The 19,025-nt window shown below is 38.9% G+C and carries 23 protein-coding genes and 1 pseudogene; 12 read left to right on the top strand and 12 right to left on the bottom strand.

Annotated features, from left to right (window positions below; genetic code table 11):
- The first annotated feature begins 131 nt into the window (after positions 1–131).
- The 5 genes from ACM03V_RS08540 to ACM03V_RS08520 all read left to right on the top strand — a co-directional run bounded on the left by ACM03V_RS08540 (position 132) and on the right by ACM03V_RS08520 (position 4,602).
- A complete protein-coding gene (locus ACM03V_RS08540; RefSeq protein WP_414620342.1) occupies positions 132–1,109 on the top strand; it encodes a metal ABC transporter substrate-binding protein in 978 nt (325 codons plus the stop codon).
- Positions 1,110–1,161: 52 nt separating this feature from the next.
- Positions 1,162–1,905, top strand: coding sequence for a metal ABC transporter ATP-binding protein (locus tag ACM03V_RS08535; RefSeq protein WP_414620489.1), 744 nt, complete (start codon positions 1,162–1,164; stop codon positions 1,903–1,905).
- A 54-nt stretch (positions 1,906–1,959) separates the two neighbouring features.
- On the top strand, positions 1,960–2,829 hold the full coding sequence (locus ACM03V_RS08530) for a metal ABC transporter permease (RefSeq protein ID WP_414620341.1): 870 nt from the start codon (positions 1,960–1,962) through the stop codon (positions 2,827–2,829).
- A gap of 364 nt (positions 2,830–3,193) precedes the next feature.
- The gene (locus tag ACM03V_RS08525) at positions 3,194–3,664 is read left to right on the top strand and encodes a cupin domain-containing protein (RefSeq protein WP_414620340.1); all 471 of its coding nucleotides are present in this window, start codon (positions 3,194–3,196) and stop codon (positions 3,662–3,664) included.
- Positions 3,665–3,717: 53 nt separating this feature from the next.
- A complete protein-coding gene (locus tag ACM03V_RS08520) occupies positions 3,718–4,602 on the top strand; it encodes an NmrA family NAD(P)-binding protein (RefSeq protein WP_414620339.1) in 885 nt (294 codons plus the stop codon).
- Here the strand turns inward: ACM03V_RS08520 and ACM03V_RS08515 are convergent.
- The 3 genes from ACM03V_RS08515 to ACM03V_RS08505 all read right to left on the bottom strand — a co-directional run bounded on the left by ACM03V_RS08515 (position 4,585) and on the right by ACM03V_RS08505 (position 8,353).
- The gene (locus ACM03V_RS08515; protein WP_414620338.1) at positions 4,585–4,758 is read right to left on the bottom strand and encodes a hypothetical protein; all 174 of its coding nucleotides are present in this window, start codon (positions 4,756–4,758) and stop codon (positions 4,585–4,587) included. The genes ACM03V_RS08520 and ACM03V_RS08515 overlap by 18 nt on opposite strands.
- Positions 4,736–5,083 (bottom strand): hypothetical protein, encoded by a 348-nt coding sequence (locus ACM03V_RS08510; RefSeq protein ID WP_414620337.1) that lies wholly within the window; start codon positions 5,081–5,083, stop codon positions 4,736–4,738. Before ACM03V_RS08510 ends, ACM03V_RS08515 begins: the two co-directional genes overlap by 23 nt.
- Before the next feature lie 1,059 nt (positions 5,084–6,142).
- Complete coding sequence (locus tag ACM03V_RS08505) at positions 6,143–8,353, bottom strand: phosphoketolase (RefSeq protein ID WP_414620336.1); 2,211 nt, start codon at positions 8,351–8,353, stop codon at positions 6,143–6,145.
- A gap of 467 nt (positions 8,354–8,820) precedes the next feature.
- Between ACM03V_RS08505 and ACM03V_RS08500 the strand changes: the two genes are divergently transcribed.
- The 3 genes from ACM03V_RS08500 to ACM03V_RS08490 all read left to right on the top strand — a co-directional run bounded on the left by ACM03V_RS08500 (position 8,821) and on the right by ACM03V_RS08490 (position 11,179).
- On the top strand, positions 8,821–9,153 hold the full coding sequence (locus ACM03V_RS08500; protein ID WP_414620335.1) for a hypothetical protein: 333 nt from the start codon (positions 8,821–8,823) through the stop codon (positions 9,151–9,153).
- 223 nt (positions 9,154–9,376) lie between these two features.
- The gene (locus tag ACM03V_RS08495; RefSeq protein ID WP_414620334.1) at positions 9,377–10,624 is read left to right on the top strand and encodes a TPM domain-containing protein; all 1,248 of its coding nucleotides are present in this window, start codon (positions 9,377–9,379) and stop codon (positions 10,622–10,624) included.
- Positions 10,625–10,804: 180 nt separating this feature from the next.
- Positions 10,805–11,179, top strand: a complete 375-nt coding sequence (locus ACM03V_RS08490) for a cupin domain-containing protein (protein WP_414620333.1) — start codon at positions 10,805–10,807, stop codon at positions 11,177–11,179.
- 118 nt (positions 11,180–11,297) lie between these two features.
- On the opposite strand, the gene ACM03V_RS08485 is transcribed toward ACM03V_RS08490, so the two are convergent.
- Positions 11,298–11,438, bottom strand: a complete 141-nt coding sequence (locus ACM03V_RS08485) for a hypothetical protein (protein WP_414620332.1) — start codon at positions 11,436–11,438, stop codon at positions 11,298–11,300.
- Positions 11,439–11,499: 61 nt separating this feature from the next.
- Positions 11,500–11,679, bottom strand: a complete 180-nt coding sequence (locus tag ACM03V_RS08480; RefSeq protein ID WP_414620331.1) for a hypothetical protein — start codon at positions 11,677–11,679, stop codon at positions 11,500–11,502.
- A gap of 125 nt (positions 11,680–11,804) precedes the next feature.
- On the opposite strand from ACM03V_RS08480, the gene ACM03V_RS08475 reads away from it, so the two are divergent.
- Both ACM03V_RS08475 and ACM03V_RS08470 read left to right on the top strand, forming a co-directional pair.
- Positions 11,805–12,791, top strand: coding sequence for a methyltransferase domain-containing protein (locus tag ACM03V_RS08475; protein ID WP_414620330.1), 987 nt, complete (start codon positions 11,805–11,807; stop codon positions 12,789–12,791).
- Positions 12,792–12,981: 190 nt separating this feature from the next.
- Positions 12,982–13,596: a Uma2 family endonuclease gene (locus ACM03V_RS08470; protein WP_414620329.1), complete on the top strand. Its 615-nt coding sequence runs from the start codon at positions 12,982–12,984 to the stop codon at positions 13,594–13,596.
- A 26-nt stretch (positions 13,597–13,622) separates the two neighbouring features.
- On the opposite strand, the gene ACM03V_RS08465 is transcribed toward ACM03V_RS08470, so the two are convergent.
- Positions 13,623–13,997, bottom strand: coding sequence for a group I truncated hemoglobin (locus ACM03V_RS08465; RefSeq protein WP_414620328.1), 375 nt, complete (start codon positions 13,995–13,997; stop codon positions 13,623–13,625).
- 85 nt (positions 13,998–14,082) lie between these two features.
- On the opposite strand from ACM03V_RS08465, the gene ACM03V_RS08460 reads away from it, so the two are divergent.
- Both ACM03V_RS08460 and ACM03V_RS08455 read left to right on the top strand, forming a co-directional pair.
- On the top strand, positions 14,083–14,520 hold the full coding sequence (locus tag ACM03V_RS08460) for an alpha-hydroxy-acid oxidizing protein (protein WP_414620327.1): 438 nt from the start codon (positions 14,083–14,085) through the stop codon (positions 14,518–14,520).
- Positions 14,521–14,523: 3 nt separating this feature from the next.
- A complete protein-coding gene (locus ACM03V_RS08455) occupies positions 14,524–14,649 on the top strand; it encodes a hypothetical protein (protein ID WP_414620326.1) in 126 nt (41 codons plus the stop codon).
- 470 nt (positions 14,650–15,119) lie between these two features.
- Here ACM03V_RS08455 and ACM03V_RS08450 read toward each other — a convergent pair whose 3' ends face one another.
- From ACM03V_RS08450 to ACM03V_RS08425, 6 genes and pseudogenes are all read right to left on the bottom strand, one after another.
- The gene (locus ACM03V_RS08450) at positions 15,120–15,458 is read right to left on the bottom strand and encodes a hypothetical protein (protein ID WP_414620325.1); all 339 of its coding nucleotides are present in this window, start codon (positions 15,456–15,458) and stop codon (positions 15,120–15,122) included.
- Entirely contained in the window at positions 15,455–15,952 is a 498-nt protein-coding gene (locus tag ACM03V_RS08445) for a hypothetical protein (RefSeq protein ID WP_414620324.1), read from the bottom strand. Before ACM03V_RS08445 ends, ACM03V_RS08450 begins: the two co-directional genes overlap by 4 nt.
- Positions 15,949–16,176, bottom strand: a complete 228-nt coding sequence (locus tag ACM03V_RS08440) for a hypothetical protein (RefSeq protein WP_414620323.1) — start codon at positions 16,174–16,176, stop codon at positions 15,949–15,951. The genes ACM03V_RS08445 and ACM03V_RS08440 overlap by 4 nt, the downstream gene beginning before the upstream one ends.
- Complete coding sequence (locus ACM03V_RS08435; RefSeq protein ID WP_414620322.1) at positions 16,163–16,696, bottom strand: hypothetical protein; 534 nt, start codon at positions 16,694–16,696, stop codon at positions 16,163–16,165. The genes ACM03V_RS08440 and ACM03V_RS08435 overlap by 14 nt, the downstream gene beginning before the upstream one ends.
- A gap of 120 nt (positions 16,697–16,816) precedes the next feature.
- Positions 16,817–17,635 (bottom strand): hypothetical protein, encoded by an 819-nt coding sequence (locus tag ACM03V_RS08430; RefSeq protein ID WP_414620321.1) that lies wholly within the window; start codon positions 17,633–17,635, stop codon positions 16,817–16,819.
- Positions 17,635–19,025 (bottom strand): annotated as a pseudogene (locus ACM03V_RS08425) (hypothetical protein); the annotation flags it as partial. The pseudogene ACM03V_RS08425 and the gene ACM03V_RS08430, both read right to left, overlap by 1 nt.

The following is a 19,025-nucleotide window of genomic DNA, read 5'->3' as shown; positions in this document are numbered from 1 at the left end:
TCCTTATAAAATAATTCTGCTACTAAGTAAATCTATAGTGTAATTCTCATAATCCTTTCATTTTTTTGGTTGAAATATTGTATAATTACAAAAATGAGAAAATTATGAAAATGATTCCGAGGGGGAGCTATATGTCTATCGTTTTCCGTCAACACCTTTATGTACAAAAACTTGCAATTGCAACGGGAATCGTATTTGGACTATGCTTGAGTGGGTGTAGCCCTTCGGAAAACGTGTCTGAGAGTCCAGTGCAAGAGATTGGTGATACTGCACAAAATCCGAATACGAAAAACAAAAAAGTTATTCTAACGACATTTACGGTGCTTGCTGATATGGCTCGTAACGTTGCAGGAGACAAAGCCATTGTTGAATCTTTAACCAAACCGGGGGCGGAGATTCACGGCTATGAGCCGACTCCTAGCGATATAGTCAAAGCGCAGGATGCAGACTTAATATTAGATAATGGTTTGGGTTTGGAACGCTGGGCGCAGAAGTTTTATGGAAATCTCAAAGATGTGCCTCATGTAACTTTGAGTGAAGGTATTACACCGATAGATATCGGTGAAGATGCTTATGCGGGAAAACCGAATCCTCATGCTTGGATGTCGCCAAAAATAGCTTTGAAATATGTAGAAAATATTCGTCAAGCTTTAGTAAATTTAGATCCAGCCAACGCAGAGACTTATAATGCTAATGCTCAAACTTATAGCGAACAGATAAAGAAAGTCGATCAAAAACTACAAAAGACAGTGGCAGAAATTCCTGAGAATAAACGTTATATGGTGACTTGTGAAGGAGCATTTTCTTATTTAGCGAAGGATTATGGATTAAAGGAAGAGTATTTGTGGGCGGTTAATTCCGAAACACAAGCGACTCCACAACAAGTAAAAAAAGTAATTAACACAGTGCGGGAAAATCAAATTCCCACAGTCTTTTGTGAAAGTACCGTCAGCGCTAATGCTCAAAAACAAGTAGCAAAAGAAAGCAATGCAAAATTTGGCGGAGTATTTTATGTTGATTCACTTACTGATGCAGATGGCGTTGCACCTACCTATTTTAAGTTGTTAGAGTACAACATTAACACCTTAGTTAATGGTTTGAAACAGTAAAAAATTGAGAATTGATAAACCATTCAACCTAATTAGATAATTAATAAATATGATGTCTAGAATTGCAGTTCAAGTAGAAGAAGTAACAGTTGCTTATAACGGTAAAGTCGCTTTACATTCAGCTAATTTACAGCTAAATCGTGGTTCTATTAGCGGCTTAGTGGGGATGAATGGTTCAGGTAAATCTACTTTGTTTAAATCAATTATGGGTTTTGTTAAGCCGACAAATGGGCGTGTATTTATTCAAGGAATGCCCATAAAGAAGGCACAAAAACAAAATCTAGTTGCTTATATTCCCCAATCTGAAGATGTAGACTGGCATTTTCCAATAGATGTGCAATCTGTAGTGATGATGGGGCGCTACGGCTATATGAACATCTTAAGAATTCCTCGTGAAAATGACCGCCAAGCTGTTGCAGAAAGTTTAGCGCGAACCAACATGAGTGAATTTAAATTCCGACAAATTGGCGAACTTTCAGGAGGACAAAAGAAACGAGCATTTGTAGCGCGTGCTTTGGCGCAACAAGCACAAATAATTCTCTTAGATGAACCCTTTGCGGGAGTTGATGTCAAAACAGAAAAAGCACTTATTCAACTTTTAATAGAATTACGCAATATGGGTCATACAATTTTAATTTCAACCCACGATCTTTCCTCAATTTCTACATTTTGTGATGATGTGGTATTAATAAATCGGACAATTTTGGCATATGGCCCTACAGAAGAAGTTTTTACGGAAGAGAATATTACCCGTACCTTTGGAGGAATGATGCCAGTTAAAGGAATAGGAAATTAGATAATTGGTAGTTGGTAGTTGGTAATTAGTAATTGATAATTTATTTAAAAGATTATGAGTATAGAAGCAATTTGGCAATGGTTTGCCGCACCCTTGCAGTATGAATTTATGGTTAAGGCAATATTTGTAAGTGCCTTAGTGGGTGTAGTTTGTTCGGTGCTTTCATGTTATATGACTCTTAAGGGGTGGGCATTAATGGGAGACGCGGTGTCTCATGCAGTTCTCCCAGGAGTTGTAATTGCTTATATTTTAAATATTCCCTTAGCCATTGGAGCATTTGTGTTTGGCTTGGGTTCTGTAGTTTCTATTGGGTTTATTAAATCCAAAACTAGAATTAAAGAAGATACGGTAATGGGGTTAGTATTTACGGGCTTTTTTGCCTTTGGTTTGGTGCTAATTTCTAAAACCCCAAGTAATATAGATTTAATGCATATTCTATTTGGAAATGTCTTAGGTATTACCGATGAAAACTTAATCCAAACAATCATCATTTGCTCCATCACGATGATATTTTTAATGATACTGCGAAAAGATTTACTGCTATTTTGTTTTGATGCAACTCATGCCCGTAGTATAGGATTAAATACCACTGCTTTATACTATATTTTATTAACTTTATTAGCTTTAACTATTGTCGCCGCGCAACAAACAGTAGGAATTATTTTAGTAATTGCAATGTTAGTAACTCCAGGGGCAACTGCTTATATGTTGACCGATAATTTTGATAAAATGACATTAATTGCTGTCGCATCCGGGATATTTTCTAGCTTAATGGGGACTTATATTAGCTATCATCTCGATGCTGCAACAGGTGGATGTATTGTAGTATTGCAAACTCTGTTGTTTGTTATTGCGATGATTTTTGCACCCAAACATGGACTGTTAGTAAGGACATTACAAGCACGCCAAAACAAAATAGTTTGATTCAGAAGGCAGCTATGTTGGAGGCAGGAGGCTTTTATGGACTCACCCTTAAAAGAGTGAGTTGTAACAGGGCTTTATACCTACGGTGTACACACAAGTCTTATAAGTTGGTTTTATAGCGTTTTGATCCCCCCTAACCCCCCTTGGAAAGGGGGGAATGGGAGTTAAAGTCCCCCTTTTTAAGGGGGATTTAGGGGGATAGAGGCGAGATGTGTGTACACCGTAGGGCTTTATACTCAGAACTAAAGTTTTAATTAATACTTTTTACCGATCAAGCCTCTGCCCTCTGCCTCCTACCTTTTTTGTAACAAAATTAAACACATATTTAAACATATATTTAAACAGTTTAAAAAGGAAAGGTACTATGAGCGATGCTAACCAAGCCGAACAAAATCAGCCAAAACAAAGCTATTGGCACGTTTGGACTGACGATCGGGGTGTGAGTCATCAGACTCGTTGCGAGTTAACGAATTTCAAGCAGGAGAGTATGGGGGGCGATGCTGCACCACAGTGGAATAACCACTTACTAAGTGCTGATGCCAAAGTTTTGTTTACTGAAATGCCAGTCGGTTGGGTTGGCGAGTGGCACGAAAATCCACAACCGCAATGGATTATACCGCTATCAGGTCGATGGTTTGTAGAAACTATGGACGGTATGCGGGTAGAAATGGGTGCTGGAGAGGCATCTTTCGGCGGCGATCAAAATACTAAACCAAATCAAGAAGGTCATAAAGGACATCTTTCTGGTACGGTTGGCGATCAACCTGCAAGAGTAATGATTGTGCAACTGACTGGCGATCGCTGGATTGGGGTAAAACCTGGCGACTTTGCTTGATGCTTTAAACGCCAATTCACAGTTTATCATTATGGTGCATAAAGGAAAAAGCAATGAAACGGATACTGATAACTGGAGCAACAGGAAATATTGGATCTGAAGTGATTCGGTTTCTTTATAAAATAGAAACCAAAAATAAAATAGTTGCTGCTGTCAGAAATATTGAGAAAGCACAAAAAAAAATCAAATATTACCCCCAGCTAGATTTCGTTCAATTTGACTTTGAAAATCCAGAAAAATTCGAGCGAGCATTTAAAAATATTGATTGTGTTTTTCTTTTGCGTCCACCTCAAATTGCCGATGTCGATCAATATTTCAAACCATTAATCGTTAAAATGAAAGATGAAGGAATAAATCAAATTGTTTTTTTATCCGTTCAAGGAGTTGAAAAAAGTCCAATAATTCCACATCACAAAATTGAAAAACTGATTCAGGAATCCGGATTGAACTATATTTTTCTTCGTCCAAGTTACTTTATGCAAAACCTGACAACCATTTTGCTCAGTGATATTCAAAATAAACGAAAGATAATATTACCAGCAGGAAAAGCTAAGTTTAACTGGATAGATGTAGAAAATATTGGAGAAGCATCAGCCATATTATTAAATGATTTTGAACAATATAAAAATCAAGCGGTTGAGATTACGGGATACGAAAATAAAAATTTCTCCGAAGTAACCGTTCTGATTAATCAAACAATAGAAGATAAAATCGAATTTGTTAGTTCTAATCCATTGCGATTTTACAACATCAAGAAAGATGACGGATTAGAAACAGGAATGATACTGGTAATGATAATGCTTCATTTTTTGCCAAGATTTCAAAAAGAGCCAATAATCTCCGATCTTTACGAAAAATTAACTGGCGAGAAACCAACTAGTTTGGAAGAATTTATCGAAAGAGAAAATAAAAAATTTACCTCATTCCATAATCAATAACATTGCGTGCCCGTTGGGATCTTTGATTAAACAACCTTGACGGTAAAAATATGTTTTGGGGAACTGTACGAGTTGCGGCGAGACAAATTCAACTTGATTTTGCTTAAGTATATCTACAGCCCGTTCAATATCATTAGCAACAAGCTCTACTTGCATATGAGCGATATCGCAACTTTTTTGGTCGTTGGGTATGGGACGACCATTTGCAGGTTTGTTGGTCTGCAAATACCAATCCATCTGACCCAGTTCCATGACCGCAAAAGTGAAGGATTTGGGGGTTAATATCTAATAAAGCTCGACGCAAGTCATCAGTTCGCACTGCTCCTAGCTTTTCTAGTTGGAACTGTTCACGATGCTGAGAACGTCTTAGACCTTCATCAATTTCACGAGTTTCTACATCCAAGCGTAATTTTGCTTGGTCTACAGGACTGGCTGCCAGAATCAAGATTTTTCGTGGCTGAGTAGTTTGTTGCTTAACCATTTCTCATCATTCATGGATGTATTAAAGCCTACCAGATTGGCAAGGTCTGAGGTCTGCTTCAAAGGTAAATTTAATAATTCCGGGAGAAATCACCAATCCACGCCACAGTAACAGAACCTCGAATGAGCAATAACAAGAAAGTGAGTAAGTAAGGTAAAACTAAGGAAAAGCTGTAATACCAGAAATTACATGATTTTTTTTGGGTATAGAAAATACCATTAGCTTAGGAGTATCTCTACAGAAAAACATCCGCACCGAAGAGAATAGCTTTTGAGTTAGGTAACTTATTGATGTAGTACTTTCTGGGAGTGATGCTTTGTACCGTGACAACCCGGCAGCGGTTGTTATAACTGAGTTTTATACGACTCTTTCAGTACCCCCAAATGCCATAATCATTCTCTCAAAAATTTATTCATTTAGACGTATTTACATTTTGAACCTTGTTTTTATGTAATCGACCACAGGGCGATCGCAAATTACAAGACAACGAAGCCCTTGTGTAGAAGGGACTTATGTAGGGCTTGCTGAAAAAGCCTCCAAATTTAAAATAGAGTCCATATAGCAAGCACAATAGCGGGTTTAGCGGCTTGAATACTAAACTTCCCTAAAAATTTCTCGTAGAAGTGCAGGGGTTTTGAGCCTGTAGCGGCTATAAGAAACGGCACTTATTTTGAGTAAAAATGCTTGAAAGCCTTACCTAGAAAGCTTCTCAATTCTATTCAGCAAGCCCTAATTACATAACTAAAATCGGCTAACAAAATCTGATCTAATTTAGGACTTAATAGCGCCCCCCAAAGACGGCGGGGGGTTGGTGAGTCTAGTTGGCGGTGTCGGTTTCCGTCCCGCCAAACTAGCGTTAGCGAAGCGTCTCCGAAGGAGATACCCGAAGGGGGGGATCTAGAATGTCTGGAACACTACACTTTCCGTTATAGCTGCGTAAGTCTTATAATAGTAGATTTTTCAGTCTACTTAAGTAGACTTGAGCTATTAGCCGATGCTTTTGATTCCAAGGCAATTTTGAAAGTTAACTGAGAACGATCAAAGATGCTACGAAAAACCTTAATTAACTAACTTTATCGCTCTTTCTTTCAATGCTTCTGCTGTCAAACCATTAAAGCCCATTAATTCACCAGCACTCGATGTGGTTTCCCCACGTTTCCATGCTAAAGTATCGCGCTTACAATTACTCCGCAGCATCACTGGTTCTAACGTCGCCGCAGCGCCACCTGTAACGCCAATTAAAGCATCTCCATCAAAGATTTCGGCAAATTTGGCATCAGAGATAAAATCGCCGTCTGGATGCGAACACAAATCCCAAGCTGTATCTTCGGGACGATATAAACGACGGGGATTAATTACGGAAACAATTTTTACGCCAATACCTGATTTTTGCAGATGTTCGGCTGCTTCGTAGACTGGCTTTAACATCATATCGCCAATGACTGCAAATACTACTTTCTTATTTCCCTCGGTTTCTTGCAAAACTACCGCACCATCTTTTAAACCTTGTCGGGTTTGTTCAAAAGTAGTACGAATCGGTAAAGGTGATTTACTTGCGGTAATCACAATTCCTTTATTTTTAGTAGTCAAAGCCCATTCGTAACAAGCTTGAATGCTGTTGGCATCGGTGGGGAATAGTGGAAAAATATTACCGTTACGCATCATGGAAGCAAAGTAAGCTTCGATTTCCGGGCGTTGGTGAGTCCATCCGTTACGCCCTTGCTCTAATGCACCGGCTGTAAATAAGGTAATTGTGGAAGGTGTAGCGCGGCGTAATTCTGCCATTGCTTGAGTTACGGTTTGCCAAATCGGTAAACCATTTACAGCAAAAGATTCGTAGGAACACCACAAACTGCGTCCGCCCATCAAGCATAAACCCGCAGCTAAACCAGCACAAGCATCTTCGCTCAAAGGTTCGTAAACCTGTCCCTGTGGTGCTTGGTTGTAATCATCATCTTGCGTGGGATGAATAATTTTTAAAGCTTGGTTAATATTGCCAATACCCGATGCAGCGTTTCCATCAGCGTTGGTAACTAAGAAATTCTTGTCGGCTTGTCCAACTTTACCAACTAAAAGTCCCATTGCAGTGGTAGAAACTTTCGGCTCCCCACCTACCTGAAATTCTTCTAAAGGCAACTCGCCCAACTCAGGTAATTGTAACTCAAATTCAGTTACCGCAGTCTTTGCAGCAGGGCCACCACCAGCGCGATCGCAATTATTTCGTACCAATTCCCAAGCTTCTACAGATAAAGCTCGTTCTTTCAATGCTTCCATCATATGAGGTGCATCTAAAGTATCTTTGGGATAAAGGTTGTGGGATTTGGAACCAGTGGCGTGAACCCCGGAACCTTTAAGCTGTTTAATAATAAATACGGTTAATTTTCCACTGAGTGCAGATTTAGCTGCTTTATCAACTCCTTCCAATACAGCTTTGGTAAACTGCAACCTTTTCTCAAAGGAAAATTCGGTACTATCTACATAATCTCCCGGCTGATTTTGATCGTCAAAGTCTTTAGCATCAACTAAAACAACTGACTCAAAACCATTACCAACCCAGTAATTTCCCATTTCATCGTTGGTTTTCAAAGAAACCATACTGTGATGTTCTTGAGAATAACCATTCCACACCAACACGGGAAGGAAATTAGTAATTTGAGGAAAAGCAGTATTAAAATGCGCGATCGCACTCATAATATAAGGCTCACCCAAACCACCATCACCAACGGTAAAGGGAAACAACTTATCGCGATTCAAATAAGCCGCAGCCATTGCAAAATGTTGCCCTTGCCCCAAAGGCCCCGCAGGTGCGAGAATACCGGGAATCATTCCCGAAAGGTGTCCCAAAAGTCCGTGTTTTTCGCGGTAACGTTCCCGCAACTGTGTCACCGTGGTAATATCCATGTCTTCTAAAGAACGGTCAAGAAACATGGCACTATAGAAACCAGGGGCATGATGTCCCACTTCAGTAAGAATATTCTTGTAACCCAGCATGACTAAAGCAGCATAAGCTTCCGCTTGAGATGCAAAACCGCCAGGATGCCCCGAAGCTTTTGTTCCAGTTACCTGTAATGTTAAATAACGTAAAGCATCGGCATAAAGTAAAGTTTGGTAAATAGCCGCTTTATCTTGAGTATCGCTAATAGCAGTTTTACCTTCTGGAATCGCGCTTTGCTTACCGTACTTATCAAAATCCGGTTTAGATCCCCCAAAGTATTGAATACCTTCGCAAAACTTGGGAGCCGATGTTGCCTTTGGAGATGTTGCTGTCATGCCGAATACCTTGTATTTAACAAAAATTTTACAGCTTTACGGCGATCGGCGTTGATTGCGATTTCTCAAGGTATAGATAAATAATCAATATGGGCAATGGGGATTGGGAATTGCGCGCATGGGTGAATAGTTAGTAGGTTGGGTTAGACACGAAAGTCAATTTGGCTTGTAACGAGAATATTTATTAATCGTGTCGTAACCCAACATCGGCAAGGGTACATAAATGATACAATTGCCGCGAAAATGTGGGATCTTTGAGAATGCAATATTGGGTTAAGTTGCAATATTAATTTTTCATTCCTTCACCATTATTTTTTTATGCGCCGTGAAGCTAACCTACTAGCTTCAATTGGGCCACTGGGCATTTTGGATTGATAATCTCCCCCATCTTTAATCAAAATTCGTAATTTTTCCAAAACTCTCAGATATATATAGATACCATTATTGAGAAAGCCCAGATACAGATTATGGAAATATTTTTTGCATTAATATTTGTTGTCTTGATAGTACTGGTTCTTTTAGGAGCAAATAAATCCCCAAAAGCCAATAATTCTTCTGCTAGTAGTTTTTCGGGTAATCGGACAAATCAGTCCCCAAAAGCAAGTAATTCTTCCCGTCGTAATTCTTCGGCTAATTGGACTAGTTACAATTCATATTCCGCTAGTGATTACGGTTCAGATGCCGGAAGTTCCCATAGTTCAGATGCGGGAGGTTCTCATAGTTCAGACTGTGGTAGTTACGGCGGAGGGGGTGACTTTGGAGGCGGTGACTGTGGTGGCGGCGATGCAGGTGGCTTTTAAATTTAGTTAATCGTTAAATTTCAGTTTGATTGCCTAAACCAAGAGGGAGGCAGCTATCTCAAAGCCGGAAAATGCGCCCCCTCTTTTCACTGCTCTCGAATTAAGTAATAACACTGTTTAGATAGCTACCGATTGCGTTTTTTAAATCTCAGTGTATCTGCTTTGTTAAATTTTTAAAGCTGAAGTTAAAGTAAAGAGAAAAAATAAACAATTAAATAAAATAATGAAAAAACAATTTTTCCGTCGTTGTCGGATATTGATATTTGCATTTACGCTATTTATTACTTTAATTATCTCTAATATTCCCAGCTATGCTCTAACAGTAAATGAAGTACCAAACCCCCGCCAACAAAACAGCGGTTGGGTAACAGATATGGTTGATATGCTTTCTCCTCAAGCAGAAACTCAACTTAATCAAATGATTTCTGAATTAGAGAAAGAAAATGGTACAGAAATTGCTGTCGTTACAGTACCAACTACTAAACCTTCATCCACACCCAAAGCGTTTACCACCGAATTATTTAACACTTGGGGTATCGGTAAAAAAGGTCAAAATAACGGGATTTTATTTCTGGTTACAAAAGGCGATCGCCGTACAGAAATTGAGACTGGTTATGGTATAGAAGGTATTTTACCCGATGCCAAAGTTGGTAGTATTATTCGCACGCAGGTAACGCCGCAATTTAAAAAAGGAAACTTTGAAGCAGGTATTATTGCGGGTACAAAATCACTGATTAAAGAATTGGGAGCAGACGCTGTAAAACCACAAACTGCTGTTAATTCTCAACCTCCCGCATCTAAAGTTAATCCGCAACCTCCAATTGCTCAAATTAATCCACCAGTCGAAAATACAAACACTAATCCTTTAATTTACTTATTATTGATTTTAATTGGTTTACCAGTATGGAAATTTGTCGGTTTGCCCTTAGCAAAATATATCTCGTCATGTTTTGTGCATCTTACTAAAGATGATTTATCTCCATCGGGAACAACACGGCGACGCTTTTATTTTCCTAGAAAAGCCTACTGCGAACAATGCTCGAAACCAATGCAGCAAGTAGAAGCCATAGAAATAGAATCTTATCTTAAGCAACCCCAAAAAGTAGCACAGAGACTTGGTAGTAACAAATTTAAAGGTTGGCGATGTTCTGATTGTGCATTAGACAATATGCATCTTCTTATCTACGAATTTAGCGGTAAAGCATCTAATTGTCCTACCTGCGATGAATTAACCGTTACCAAAATCCGTACAGAAGTTATTAGTCAAGCAACCGAATATTCATCGGGAACTCGTCGCACGTGGAAAGAGTGTCAATGTTGTAATTACGCTACCACCACAGATGAAACAATTCCTAAATTGTCTCCTCCAAGTTCGAGTAGTAGTTCCAGCAGCAGCGATTCAGGTAGTTCGAGTAGCAGCGACTTCGGTGGTGGTGATAGCGGTGGAGGTGGTGCTGGAGATAGTTGGTAAACCGAAAACAATAGCTAAGTATTTAGATCGACCAATTATGTTCCTGGATTTCCAGGAGCGCACTCTCAAGGGGAAACTTTGGACGAATATTTATTAATCGTGTCGTAACCCAACATCGCTATAATTCGTATAATAAACAAAAAGTTTCTACATAACATAATTAACACAGGGTAATCTCCGATGAAGTCCACCTCAACCTATTGGAATCCATTAGATAAAAGTAATTTGAATGAGTGGGAAACCATAGATGGATCTGAAGGTAATATAAGCCAGTTAACAATATCTGAGGATAAAAATACTGGAGATTACACGAGATTAACTTGGTTTAAAAGTGGTTATTATTCAGGTTCGTTTGGTTCCAAAAGCCATACATATCCCGAAGAGATATTTGTTGTATCCGGTCGGTTGTATGATGAAGCCTTCGATATGTGGCTTGAGCCAGGATTTTATGCAAGCCGTCCTCCTGGTGAAGTTCACGGGCCATTTCGTGCAGATGGTGATGTAGTAATTTTTGAAGTTTCATATCCATCACAATCTATTGATGTGACAGATTGATAACTCGCGCGATCGCTGTTCTATATCGCAACTCAAACATTCACAATTCTTGTTTAAACTTGAGAGTTTGGTTGCGGCTTGGAAATAACGCGAATTTCAATATCACTTCCCAAAGCATTCAAAAATCGGAAAAGACGTTCAGTTGAATACTAATTTGTCGGACAAGTTCCGCTTTAATCAACAACTCATCAGAATTTGTAAGTCCTAAATCTTCAAAAACATTACCACTGCTAGATTGAACATCAATATCTTTGTTCATTTAAAATTACCTCTAAACGTTATTTGTAATTCTGCTCGGAGAATTTAGAAACCTGATGATTTCATTCTTCATTACCTTCAAATGCTAATAAAATCTCTTCCGATAGAGCATTAAAGTCATCCGGTACTACAAACTTTCCCTTATCTTGTCCCAAACTAGAACGTCTAATTTCAATCAACGTAGCTTCTTCAGGTGTTAGCTCTAAGAAATCTTCTACCCTTCTACCGTTCCAACTTTCCATCCCTGAGATTCTAAACGTTGCTTTTTTGATTCATCCATCATTTTATTCCTTCCTTTATATTAAAACCAAAACCCACAACTCCTTAATACGATAAAATTATGAAAAAATATTAAGGCTTTATTTTAATGAACTGGTTGCTTTCTACCTTGGGAATTATCCTTGCAATACTAATTGTAAGCATCGCACTATATTTACTTACCGCTCGTCGCTATCAATCATCTGACTCGGTAGCAAATTCTTACGACGAATGGACAGATGATGGTATTTTGGAATATTACTGGGGTGAACACATTCATTTAGGACATTATGGTTCCCCACCCACAAACAAAGATTTTCTAGCTGCTAAATACGATTTTGTTCATGAAATGGTGCGTTGGGGTGGTTTAGATAAATTACCCGCAGGTACTACAGTATTAGATGTTGGCTGTGGAATTGGTGGTAGCAGCCGCATTTTAGCTGCTGAATACAACTTTGACGTTACGGGTGTTACCATCAGCCCTCAACAAGTTAAACGTGCGACTGAGTTAACCCCCGAAGGTGTGAGCGCTAAATTTTTGGTAGATGATGCAATGGCTCTTTCTTTCCCCGATGGCAGTTTTGACGTGGTTTGGTCGATTGAAGCGGGGCCACATATGCCAGATAAAGCCGTTTTTGCAAGGGAGTTAATGCGGGTAGTAAAGCCTGGTGGAATACTGGTTGTAGCCGATTGGAATCAAAGAGATGACCGCCAGACTCCGCTGAATTTTTGGGAAAAACCAGTCATGCAGCAACTGTTAGATCAATGGTCCCATCCTGCTTTTTCCAGCATAGAAGGTTTTTCCGAACTATTGCAAGCTACCGGATTTGTGGAAGGGGAAGTAATAACCGCAGACTGGACAAAAGAAACACTTCCTTCATGGTTCGATACAATCTGGCAGGGAATCGTTAAACCCCAGGGATGGATGCGTTTTGGGCTTCGTGGTTTTATTAAATCTGTGCGGGAAGTACCGACAATTCTTTTGATGCGGTTAGCATTTGGTACCGGGCTGTGCAGATTTGGAATGTTTAAGGCGGTTAGGGGTAATTCTACATCGCGATCGGCTGATGTTTCGAGTGAAGTTGCTCAAGTTTGATTAGTTAGGTAATTGGTAATGGGTAATTTGTGATAGAAGCTAGTAATCTAATAATTCAAAATTGAGATTAGGTTGTGTTTTATTGTTAATGAAACAACTATTCTAGACACAGGATAAACTAGTTAAAGAGATATATTTATTTACCAATTATCCATTACCAATTACCAATTATCTATTCTCAAAAATCATAATGGTTCAAACAGCACCGAAATTTATCACTGTCGATGATTTTATTGCCAATTACGGCGATAATGAACGTTATGAGCTAATTGACGGGGAATTATTTGAAATGGAACCAACCGGGTTTCACGAGCAAGTAGGTGCATTTGCCGGAAGAAAGCTAAACGTACAAATTGACCAATACAACCCAAATTACTTTATCCCCCATCGATGTTTAATTAAATTGTTGGGAACAGAAACTGCTTTTCGTCCAGATTTAATTGTATTAGATAAAACCCAGCTTGCAAACGAACCATTATGGAAGCAGGAACCTGTAATTACTTCAGGAAATTCAATCAAGCTAATCGTTCAAATAGTTAGTACAAACTGGCAGAATGATTACGCACGAAAAGTCGAAGATTATGCATTATTGGGTGTACCAGAGTACTGGATTGTAGATTATCTTGGTATTGGTGGAAGAGAATATATTGGTAAACCGAAACAGCCAACGATTACGGTATGTAATTTAGTTGGCGATGAATATCAAAGAAAATTATTTCAGAATAATGATATCTTAGTTTCTAAAATATTTCCAGAACTTCAGTTGAGTGCGAATCAAATATTTGAATTTGCTCATAAAATTTAGATAAATTACCAATTACCAATTACCAATTACCTATTTAACACATCGCTTTTATGTTCCGGTGCAGCAGCAACAGCACCAACTTCTTGAATAAGTTCATCGGAAATTCCTAATTTTTTCAAAGTTTTAACTAAGTTTTCCACAACTGCATCAAAGTGTTCGCCATTTAATCCCATTTCTTCAACTAAATGCTTGTGAGCTTCTCTCATCATTTTGCCTTCATACACAGAAGAACCACCAAAAGCATAAGTTAAAAAAGCCTTTTGATGTTCGCGCTGTTTTTTCATATCAACATTTGCAAAAAAGTGGTTGATTCGTTCATCGTTTAAAATATGCTGGTAAAACTTGTCCACAGCGATATCAACGGCATCTTTTCCACCCAATTTTTCATACAAAGTAGCCATTTTTTTTCTCAAAATTTTAGCTTTTTAAGCTATTGTTCTATCTAGAATATGTCAAAATCCGATCAAAGGTGTAATTCGAGAGACAATGAATTTTAAATTATTTAAAAGTGTAGCAGATTGCCGTAACACAAACGATTTTAAAAATTTAGCTAAAGCAAAATTACCTGCTCCGATATTTCATTATATAGATGGAGCGGCAGATGATGAAGTAACCTATAGAAGAAATACCGCAGCTTACGAACAATGCGATTTGATTCCTAACGTATTGGCAGGAGTTGAAGAAGTAGATACCTCTGTGGAAATAATGGGAATGAAAATTGATATTCCCATGTTTTGTTCTCCAACAGCATTACAAAGGTTGTTTCATTATGACGGTGAAAGAGCGGTTGCTAAAGCAGCAGAAAAGTATGGAACTTTGTTTGGGATATCGAGTTTGGGTACGGTTAGTTTACAAGAGATTGGTAAAACAATTTCAACACCGAAGATGTTTCAATTTTACTGTCATAAATCCCCACACGAGTAAATTATGAATTGGACACTTAAAGCTTTAATGATAGCTAGAGCTATGACATATATTTCGTATGTCATCGCGGGGATTGCATTTATTTACGTCGCAACTTCGATACTGATTGACGTTACAGCTTGTCATTAAGTTGACCGTTGTTGTGGGTAAAGTTGTCCAAGATATCCCCCTATCCTGATTTTGGCAATGTCCGCAAAGGTAGCGCGGAAATTAATATCAATAACCGCGAGCACAAAAACACCAACAACAAACAAAATAACAACCACAGACCGTGTATTAATAGTTTTCATGCAATTGATAATTTATTTTAAAAGTAGTGATTTAATCTCAATCAAAGTTCGATCAATTGCGTCAGAACGGTGATCAATTTCTGCAATAATTACATTCAGATTTTGCACAATTTGCTCATAATTACGTTTGATATGTGCAAAGTCTCGCTCTAGCCCATACTTGCGCTTTTCTGCATTTACGTACTGGATGACTAGAGAGCAAATAATCGTTGTTACAGTTAGAAAAAAACCCCCAACTGCAATTAAACTATTAAGATTAAACGATTTCATTAGTAATAGATTCACTTTTTGAGAAATGAATCAAATATATTAATCAGTAGGGTCATCAAGATTATCTGGAAATAAAGCCGTGTCAACTTTTACTTTGATAAGAAAGTGATATTCGGGCTGTTCTGCCGTTCCCGCAAGCATTTCAGAAGCAAATTCAATCGGATCTAAATCTTGATTAATTCTAGCTTCGTTAACTTGATCGGTTAATTTAGCTATTCCCCTTAAAAGCTTTACTATGCCTTCAATAGAAGATGATTCTAAGCTTAAATCATTACCCGTAATTTGACTAAAATTTGCTTTTAATTGATTATTTCCAACAAACTCAATAGAACCGGGTGGTAAAGCTTCACCCAAAGCTTGATAACTTAAAGTACTCATAGTTGATCAATTTTAAATTCGATTGTTTCTAATTTTGCTTGAATAGCTTCTACTAAGTCTTCAGTAGAATCACTTTCAATACCTTTATATTCCCAAACTCCTAATCTTAACTCAGGTATCCAAGGTACAAAATCAAATCTTAAATTGTGATTACCTGAGATGAACGGAAATATTACTATTTTGCTGACATTTAAAGGAATAATTTCTTGCCCGTAGTCAGCGGTAGTTGTAGGGATTTGTCCCAGTCCTTCAAAAACTACCGTGTCGTCAATGCTTATTCCTCTAACTTGCCGCGACAAATAACCCGCTGTATACCAAGTTGGTCTTACCTTGAGAGAAAAAGTACTCACAAGAAAAATTCGGGCACTCGTTAGTAAAGGTAATTCTATCGGCTCAAGGTAAGGTTTGACGTTGAATACTGGATTGACAGAAAATTTTCGGAAAAATACCAATTCCCAAGCATTAGCAGCTGTTACTTCCGCGTTCAAAGTCATGCTAAAAGCGGGATATTCCAGCAAGTTTCATCTAGGTCAAAAACGTTGTAGCCGTCTTCTACAAGAAAATCTAAGAATGCATCAGCGTCAAGCTTTCCGGTAAGGAAGTCTTGAGTTGCGTTTGTTCTAGAAATCATGTCCGTAATTTCTTCTAAAAATTCGGCTTCGGTTTGTCCTGGATACCAAACTACTGGAGTAGAAACGTCTAAATTATTCACCGCCATCTGAGATTACAAAGTATTCAGGAGTGTACCAAACACGACCATAAGCGCCGCCTAATTTACCCTTTACCGAAGTGAATAAAGCTTTCAATTCGGTATCTAACGATCCAATAGTTGTTACTGAAAAGGGAGCGCTATAAGTGTATTGCACGTTGCTATCTCTAGCACCTTTACCGTACCTAATATAAGGACGTTTGCTACCTTCTGCTCGAACAAGGGTAGGAGTCGTGTCTGCTACTGTTGCGTGTACTTTTGCCGGTTGCGAGCCTCTAGCCAACGGGCCTTCTGAAGTTACATCTGTAAGGTTAAGAGCAGCTTGTGTAAAAAATAATACTGCTTCTTTAGATGCTTGAACTTTGTACTTTGTTCTGGTTTCCGAAATCATCGCTCCATAAGCTAAAGCAATTTTGGGTAAGCGTCTTGTAGTGGATCCTTGTTCTCGCTCAGGTGGTTGGTAAGCTTCTCTAGCTTGGGCGTATTTTAATTGAAGTTGAAGTTCTTTTGCTGATTTCCGACGTGCCATTTTATTTATCTAGTAATAACAAGAGTGGATATTTATTTTTTCTTTTATAGCAAGTAATAAAGCTTGTTTTTTGCAGCCGGACAAGTATACTTTTCCAGTAAAAATTCCCCAAAATTCCCGCTACACTCGCTCGATTACACTTCTTAATCTACTGCCACCAGAAGCTACTAAATTGATCGGGTTTGGTTGCCCCCATATGAGCAGTTGAGCATACCTAAATTTCACATCAACTCGCCGTCTGATTATTGGTTTTTTTACAGTCCGACCGTAAACTCTATGAGTTCCTGGATTTAAAGGGTAAGTCCTATCATGTTCGATAAATTGAAAAAAATCGCGATCGAATGAATGATTTTGAATTCCGATTACTTGACGAACTACTTGTTCTGCTTCTGCTTTACTTTTTACCAATAAGCGCAAATCGTAGCCGCGTTCTGAATCTAAATACGTAGCTTTAAACCATCCCTTAGACCATGTAAACGCTGGTTTGGTAAAAGTGCTTTTAATTGATCTTGCGAGACTTTCAGCGTCCGCTCGTGAGATAGTATCACTCGCTTTATTCATTAATCTAAAAGTGATTTCACCTTCAGCTAGAGGAATACCGTTTACCTGTGTTTCTTCATCGTAATCTTCCGAAAAATATAGTTTTATTTGTGGTTTGAATTTGCGTTCTTGTTGCAATTCTGTTACTGGTATCCCGTAAATAGGAGTTTGAACTGATTGCAATCGACCTACGGTAACTTCAAATAACCACATTCGTAACTGTGTCATTGTTGCCGTGTCATCGTCTTTAATAACACAAGCGTGTTTTAACTTTGATTTAGTTGTTGAAACGTCGTTGTCTGGAGTATTTTTAAAATATCTTAGAACTGCACGATTGTGATCTAATCTTATTAAATCTTGCAAGTGTTCCCATTCGCTAAATTGTGTTGGTAAAGGCATTATTCATCCGCCTCCTTGTCAAATTCTGAAATTATTGCACCTTGACTAAATAGTTTTGCAATATCTTGAGCTTCTTTCACTGATAGATTATTAGGTCTTTCTTTCGGTGCTAATTCTTCGATTGATTTTTCAAATTCTTCTTTTTGAGTAGTTAATTCTTTTAAATTATCTTTAATTGAAACAGCTTCCGAAGTTACCATCTCGATTCCACTGGCGGCTTCCTCTAAATTCTGTAAGCGTTGCATCCAAACGCTTTGAGCGTTCACTTGCTCTGGCATCCACGGGAATGCTTTCTCGCCGATCGCACCAAACTTTTTGAGAGCATTACCTATTTTCCCGGTATTTTCTGCAATAAACTCTGTAATATTTCTAAGCGAATCAATCATCGATCTAACGGTGTTTGCAATATTAGCAGCCGCTTGATAAATACGGCTCCAATTCTTCCAAGTTGTCTTCATCTCTTTCCAATTCTGTAAGCCGAAAAGACGGGCTGCAAATTCATCAATTTTACTTCCGAAGAATCCTTTAGTATCAATTGATTGTCCATCCATGTCTTTAATAAATAAGCCAATAATATTGTCTATTGCACTAAATAAAGTATCGGACAATGAATTGCTAAGCATATAAGCATTGTGCAAAGTATTCATCCAAGTCAGCACGTTTAAAATCCGATCAAACTGCATCCATTTGGCAAGTTTTTTCAGGAATCCACTGATACCTTCTCCTGGAATTTGCGGCCCTAATTTTGTATTAATTACATCTAACTTGGCGTTCATCGCCGCAATAGCAGCTAAATCTAAGGCATTTAAAAGCGCGTTTATTTTCCCCAATTGATCGGCGTTTTGACCAACTTGATCTGAAATTTTGCCCCCACAACTTCCTTTTTGACAAGGACTACCAGCTGGCGCGGGTGCGGCCGGTTGTGCCCTACCAGGGAAGAAAGGAAAAGGGAGGGGTGGTATGCCTGGAGCTTTTTCTTTTTCTTCCTCTCCAGGTGGCGGATTGGGAGACGGATCTTCTCCTGGAGTTGGTGGTGGTGGATTTTCCATTGGTGGTGGATTTGGATTTTGAGGTGGTGGAGGCGCTGGTGCTGGTGGAGGCTTAGGCGCTGGTGCTGGAGATGGCGATGGCGCTGGCTTTGGCGCTGGAGATGGTGATGGCGCTGGCTTTGGAAATGGAGATGGTGATGGCGATGGCTTTGGAGATGGAGATGGCGATGGCGCTGGCTTAGGCGCTGGAGATGGTGATGGCGCTGGCTTTGGAAATGGAGATGGCGCTGGCTTTGGAGATGGAGATGGAGATGGCGCTGGAGATGGGGATGGCTTTGGATCTGGAGATGGCTTTGGATCTGGAGATGGCTTTGGATCTGGAGATGGCTTTGGATCTGGAG

The sequence above is a fragment of the Calothrix sp. CCY 0018 genome (genome assembly GCF_963920925.1).
In the GTDB taxonomy this organism is placed as follows: Bacteria; Cyanobacteriota; Cyanobacteriia; order Cyanobacteriales; family Nostocaceae; genus Rivularia.
This window is presented reverse-complemented; position numbering and strand designations above follow the sequence as displayed.

What these genes read in the sequence shown, in the direction of transcription:
- ACM03V_RS08540 (WP_414620342.1), top strand. Translation starts at nt 132, where the DNA reads ATGTCTATCGTTTTCCGTCAACACCTTTATGTACAAAAACTTGCAATT.
- ACM03V_RS08535 (WP_414620489.1), top strand. Translation starts at nt 1,162, where the DNA reads ATGTCTAGAATTGCAGTTCAAGTAGAAGAAGTAACAGTTGCTTATAAC.
- ACM03V_RS08530 (WP_414620341.1), top strand. Translation starts at nt 1,960, where the DNA reads ATGAGTATAGAAGCAATTTGGCAATGGTTTGCCGCACCCTTGCAGTAT.
- ACM03V_RS08525 (WP_414620340.1), top strand. Translation starts at nt 3,194, where the DNA reads ATGAGCGATGCTAACCAAGCCGAACAAAATCAGCCAAAACAAAGCTAT.
- ACM03V_RS08520 (WP_414620339.1), top strand. Translation starts at nt 3,718, where the DNA reads ATGAAACGGATACTGATAACTGGAGCAACAGGAAATATTGGATCTGAA.
- ACM03V_RS08515 (WP_414620338.1), bottom strand. Translation starts at nt 4,758, where the DNA reads ATGCAAGTAGAGCTTGTTGCTAATGATATTGAACGGGCTGTAGATATA.
- ACM03V_RS08510 (WP_414620337.1), bottom strand. Translation starts at nt 5,083, where the DNA reads ATGGTTAAGCAACAAACTACTCAGCCACGAAAAATCTTGATTCTGGCA.
- ACM03V_RS08505 (WP_414620336.1), bottom strand. Translation starts at nt 8,353, where the DNA reads ATGACAGCAACATCTCCAAAGGCAACATCGGCTCCCAAGTTTTGCGAA.
- ACM03V_RS08500 (WP_414620335.1), top strand. Translation starts at nt 8,821, where the DNA reads ATGGAAATATTTTTTGCATTAATATTTGTTGTCTTGATAGTACTGGTT.
- ACM03V_RS08495 (WP_414620334.1), top strand. Translation starts at nt 9,377, where the DNA reads ATGAAAAAACAATTTTTCCGTCGTTGTCGGATATTGATATTTGCATTT.
- ACM03V_RS08490 (WP_414620333.1), top strand. Translation starts at nt 10,805, where the DNA reads ATGAAGTCCACCTCAACCTATTGGAATCCATTAGATAAAAGTAATTTG.
- ACM03V_RS08485 (WP_414620332.1), bottom strand. Translation starts at nt 11,438, where the DNA reads ATGAACAAAGATATTGATGTTCAATCTAGCAGTGGTAATGTTTTTGAA.
- ACM03V_RS08480 (WP_414620331.1), bottom strand. Translation starts at nt 11,679, where the DNA reads ATGGAAAGTTGGAACGGTAGAAGGGTAGAAGATTTCTTAGAGCTAACA.
- ACM03V_RS08475 (WP_414620330.1), top strand. Translation starts at nt 11,805, where the DNA reads ATGAACTGGTTGCTTTCTACCTTGGGAATTATCCTTGCAATACTAATT.
- ACM03V_RS08470 (WP_414620329.1), top strand. Translation starts at nt 12,982, where the DNA reads ATGGTTCAAACAGCACCGAAATTTATCACTGTCGATGATTTTATTGCC.
- ACM03V_RS08465 (WP_414620328.1), bottom strand. Translation starts at nt 13,997, where the DNA reads ATGGCTACTTTGTATGAAAAATTGGGTGGAAAAGATGCCGTTGATATC.
- ACM03V_RS08460 (WP_414620327.1), top strand. Translation starts at nt 14,083, where the DNA reads ATGAATTTTAAATTATTTAAAAGTGTAGCAGATTGCCGTAACACAAAC.
- ACM03V_RS08455 (WP_414620326.1), top strand. Translation starts at nt 14,524, where the DNA reads ATGAATTGGACACTTAAAGCTTTAATGATAGCTAGAGCTATGACATAT.
- ACM03V_RS08450 (WP_414620325.1), bottom strand. Translation starts at nt 15,458, where the DNA reads ATGAGTACTTTAAGTTATCAAGCTTTGGGTGAAGCTTTACCACCCGGT.
- ACM03V_RS08445 (WP_414620324.1), bottom strand. Translation starts at nt 15,952, where the DNA reads ATGACTTTGAACGCGGAAGTAACAGCTGCTAATGCTTGGGAATTGGTA.
- ACM03V_RS08440 (WP_414620323.1), bottom strand. Translation starts at nt 16,176, where the DNA reads ATGGCGGTGAATAATTTAGACGTTTCTACTCCAGTAGTTTGGTATCCA.
- ACM03V_RS08435 (WP_414620322.1), bottom strand. Translation starts at nt 16,696, where the DNA reads ATGGCACGTCGGAAATCAGCAAAAGAACTTCAACTTCAATTAAAATAC.
- ACM03V_RS08430 (WP_414620321.1), bottom strand. Translation starts at nt 17,635, where the DNA reads ATGCCTTTACCAACACAATTTAGCGAATGGGAACACTTGCAAGATTTA.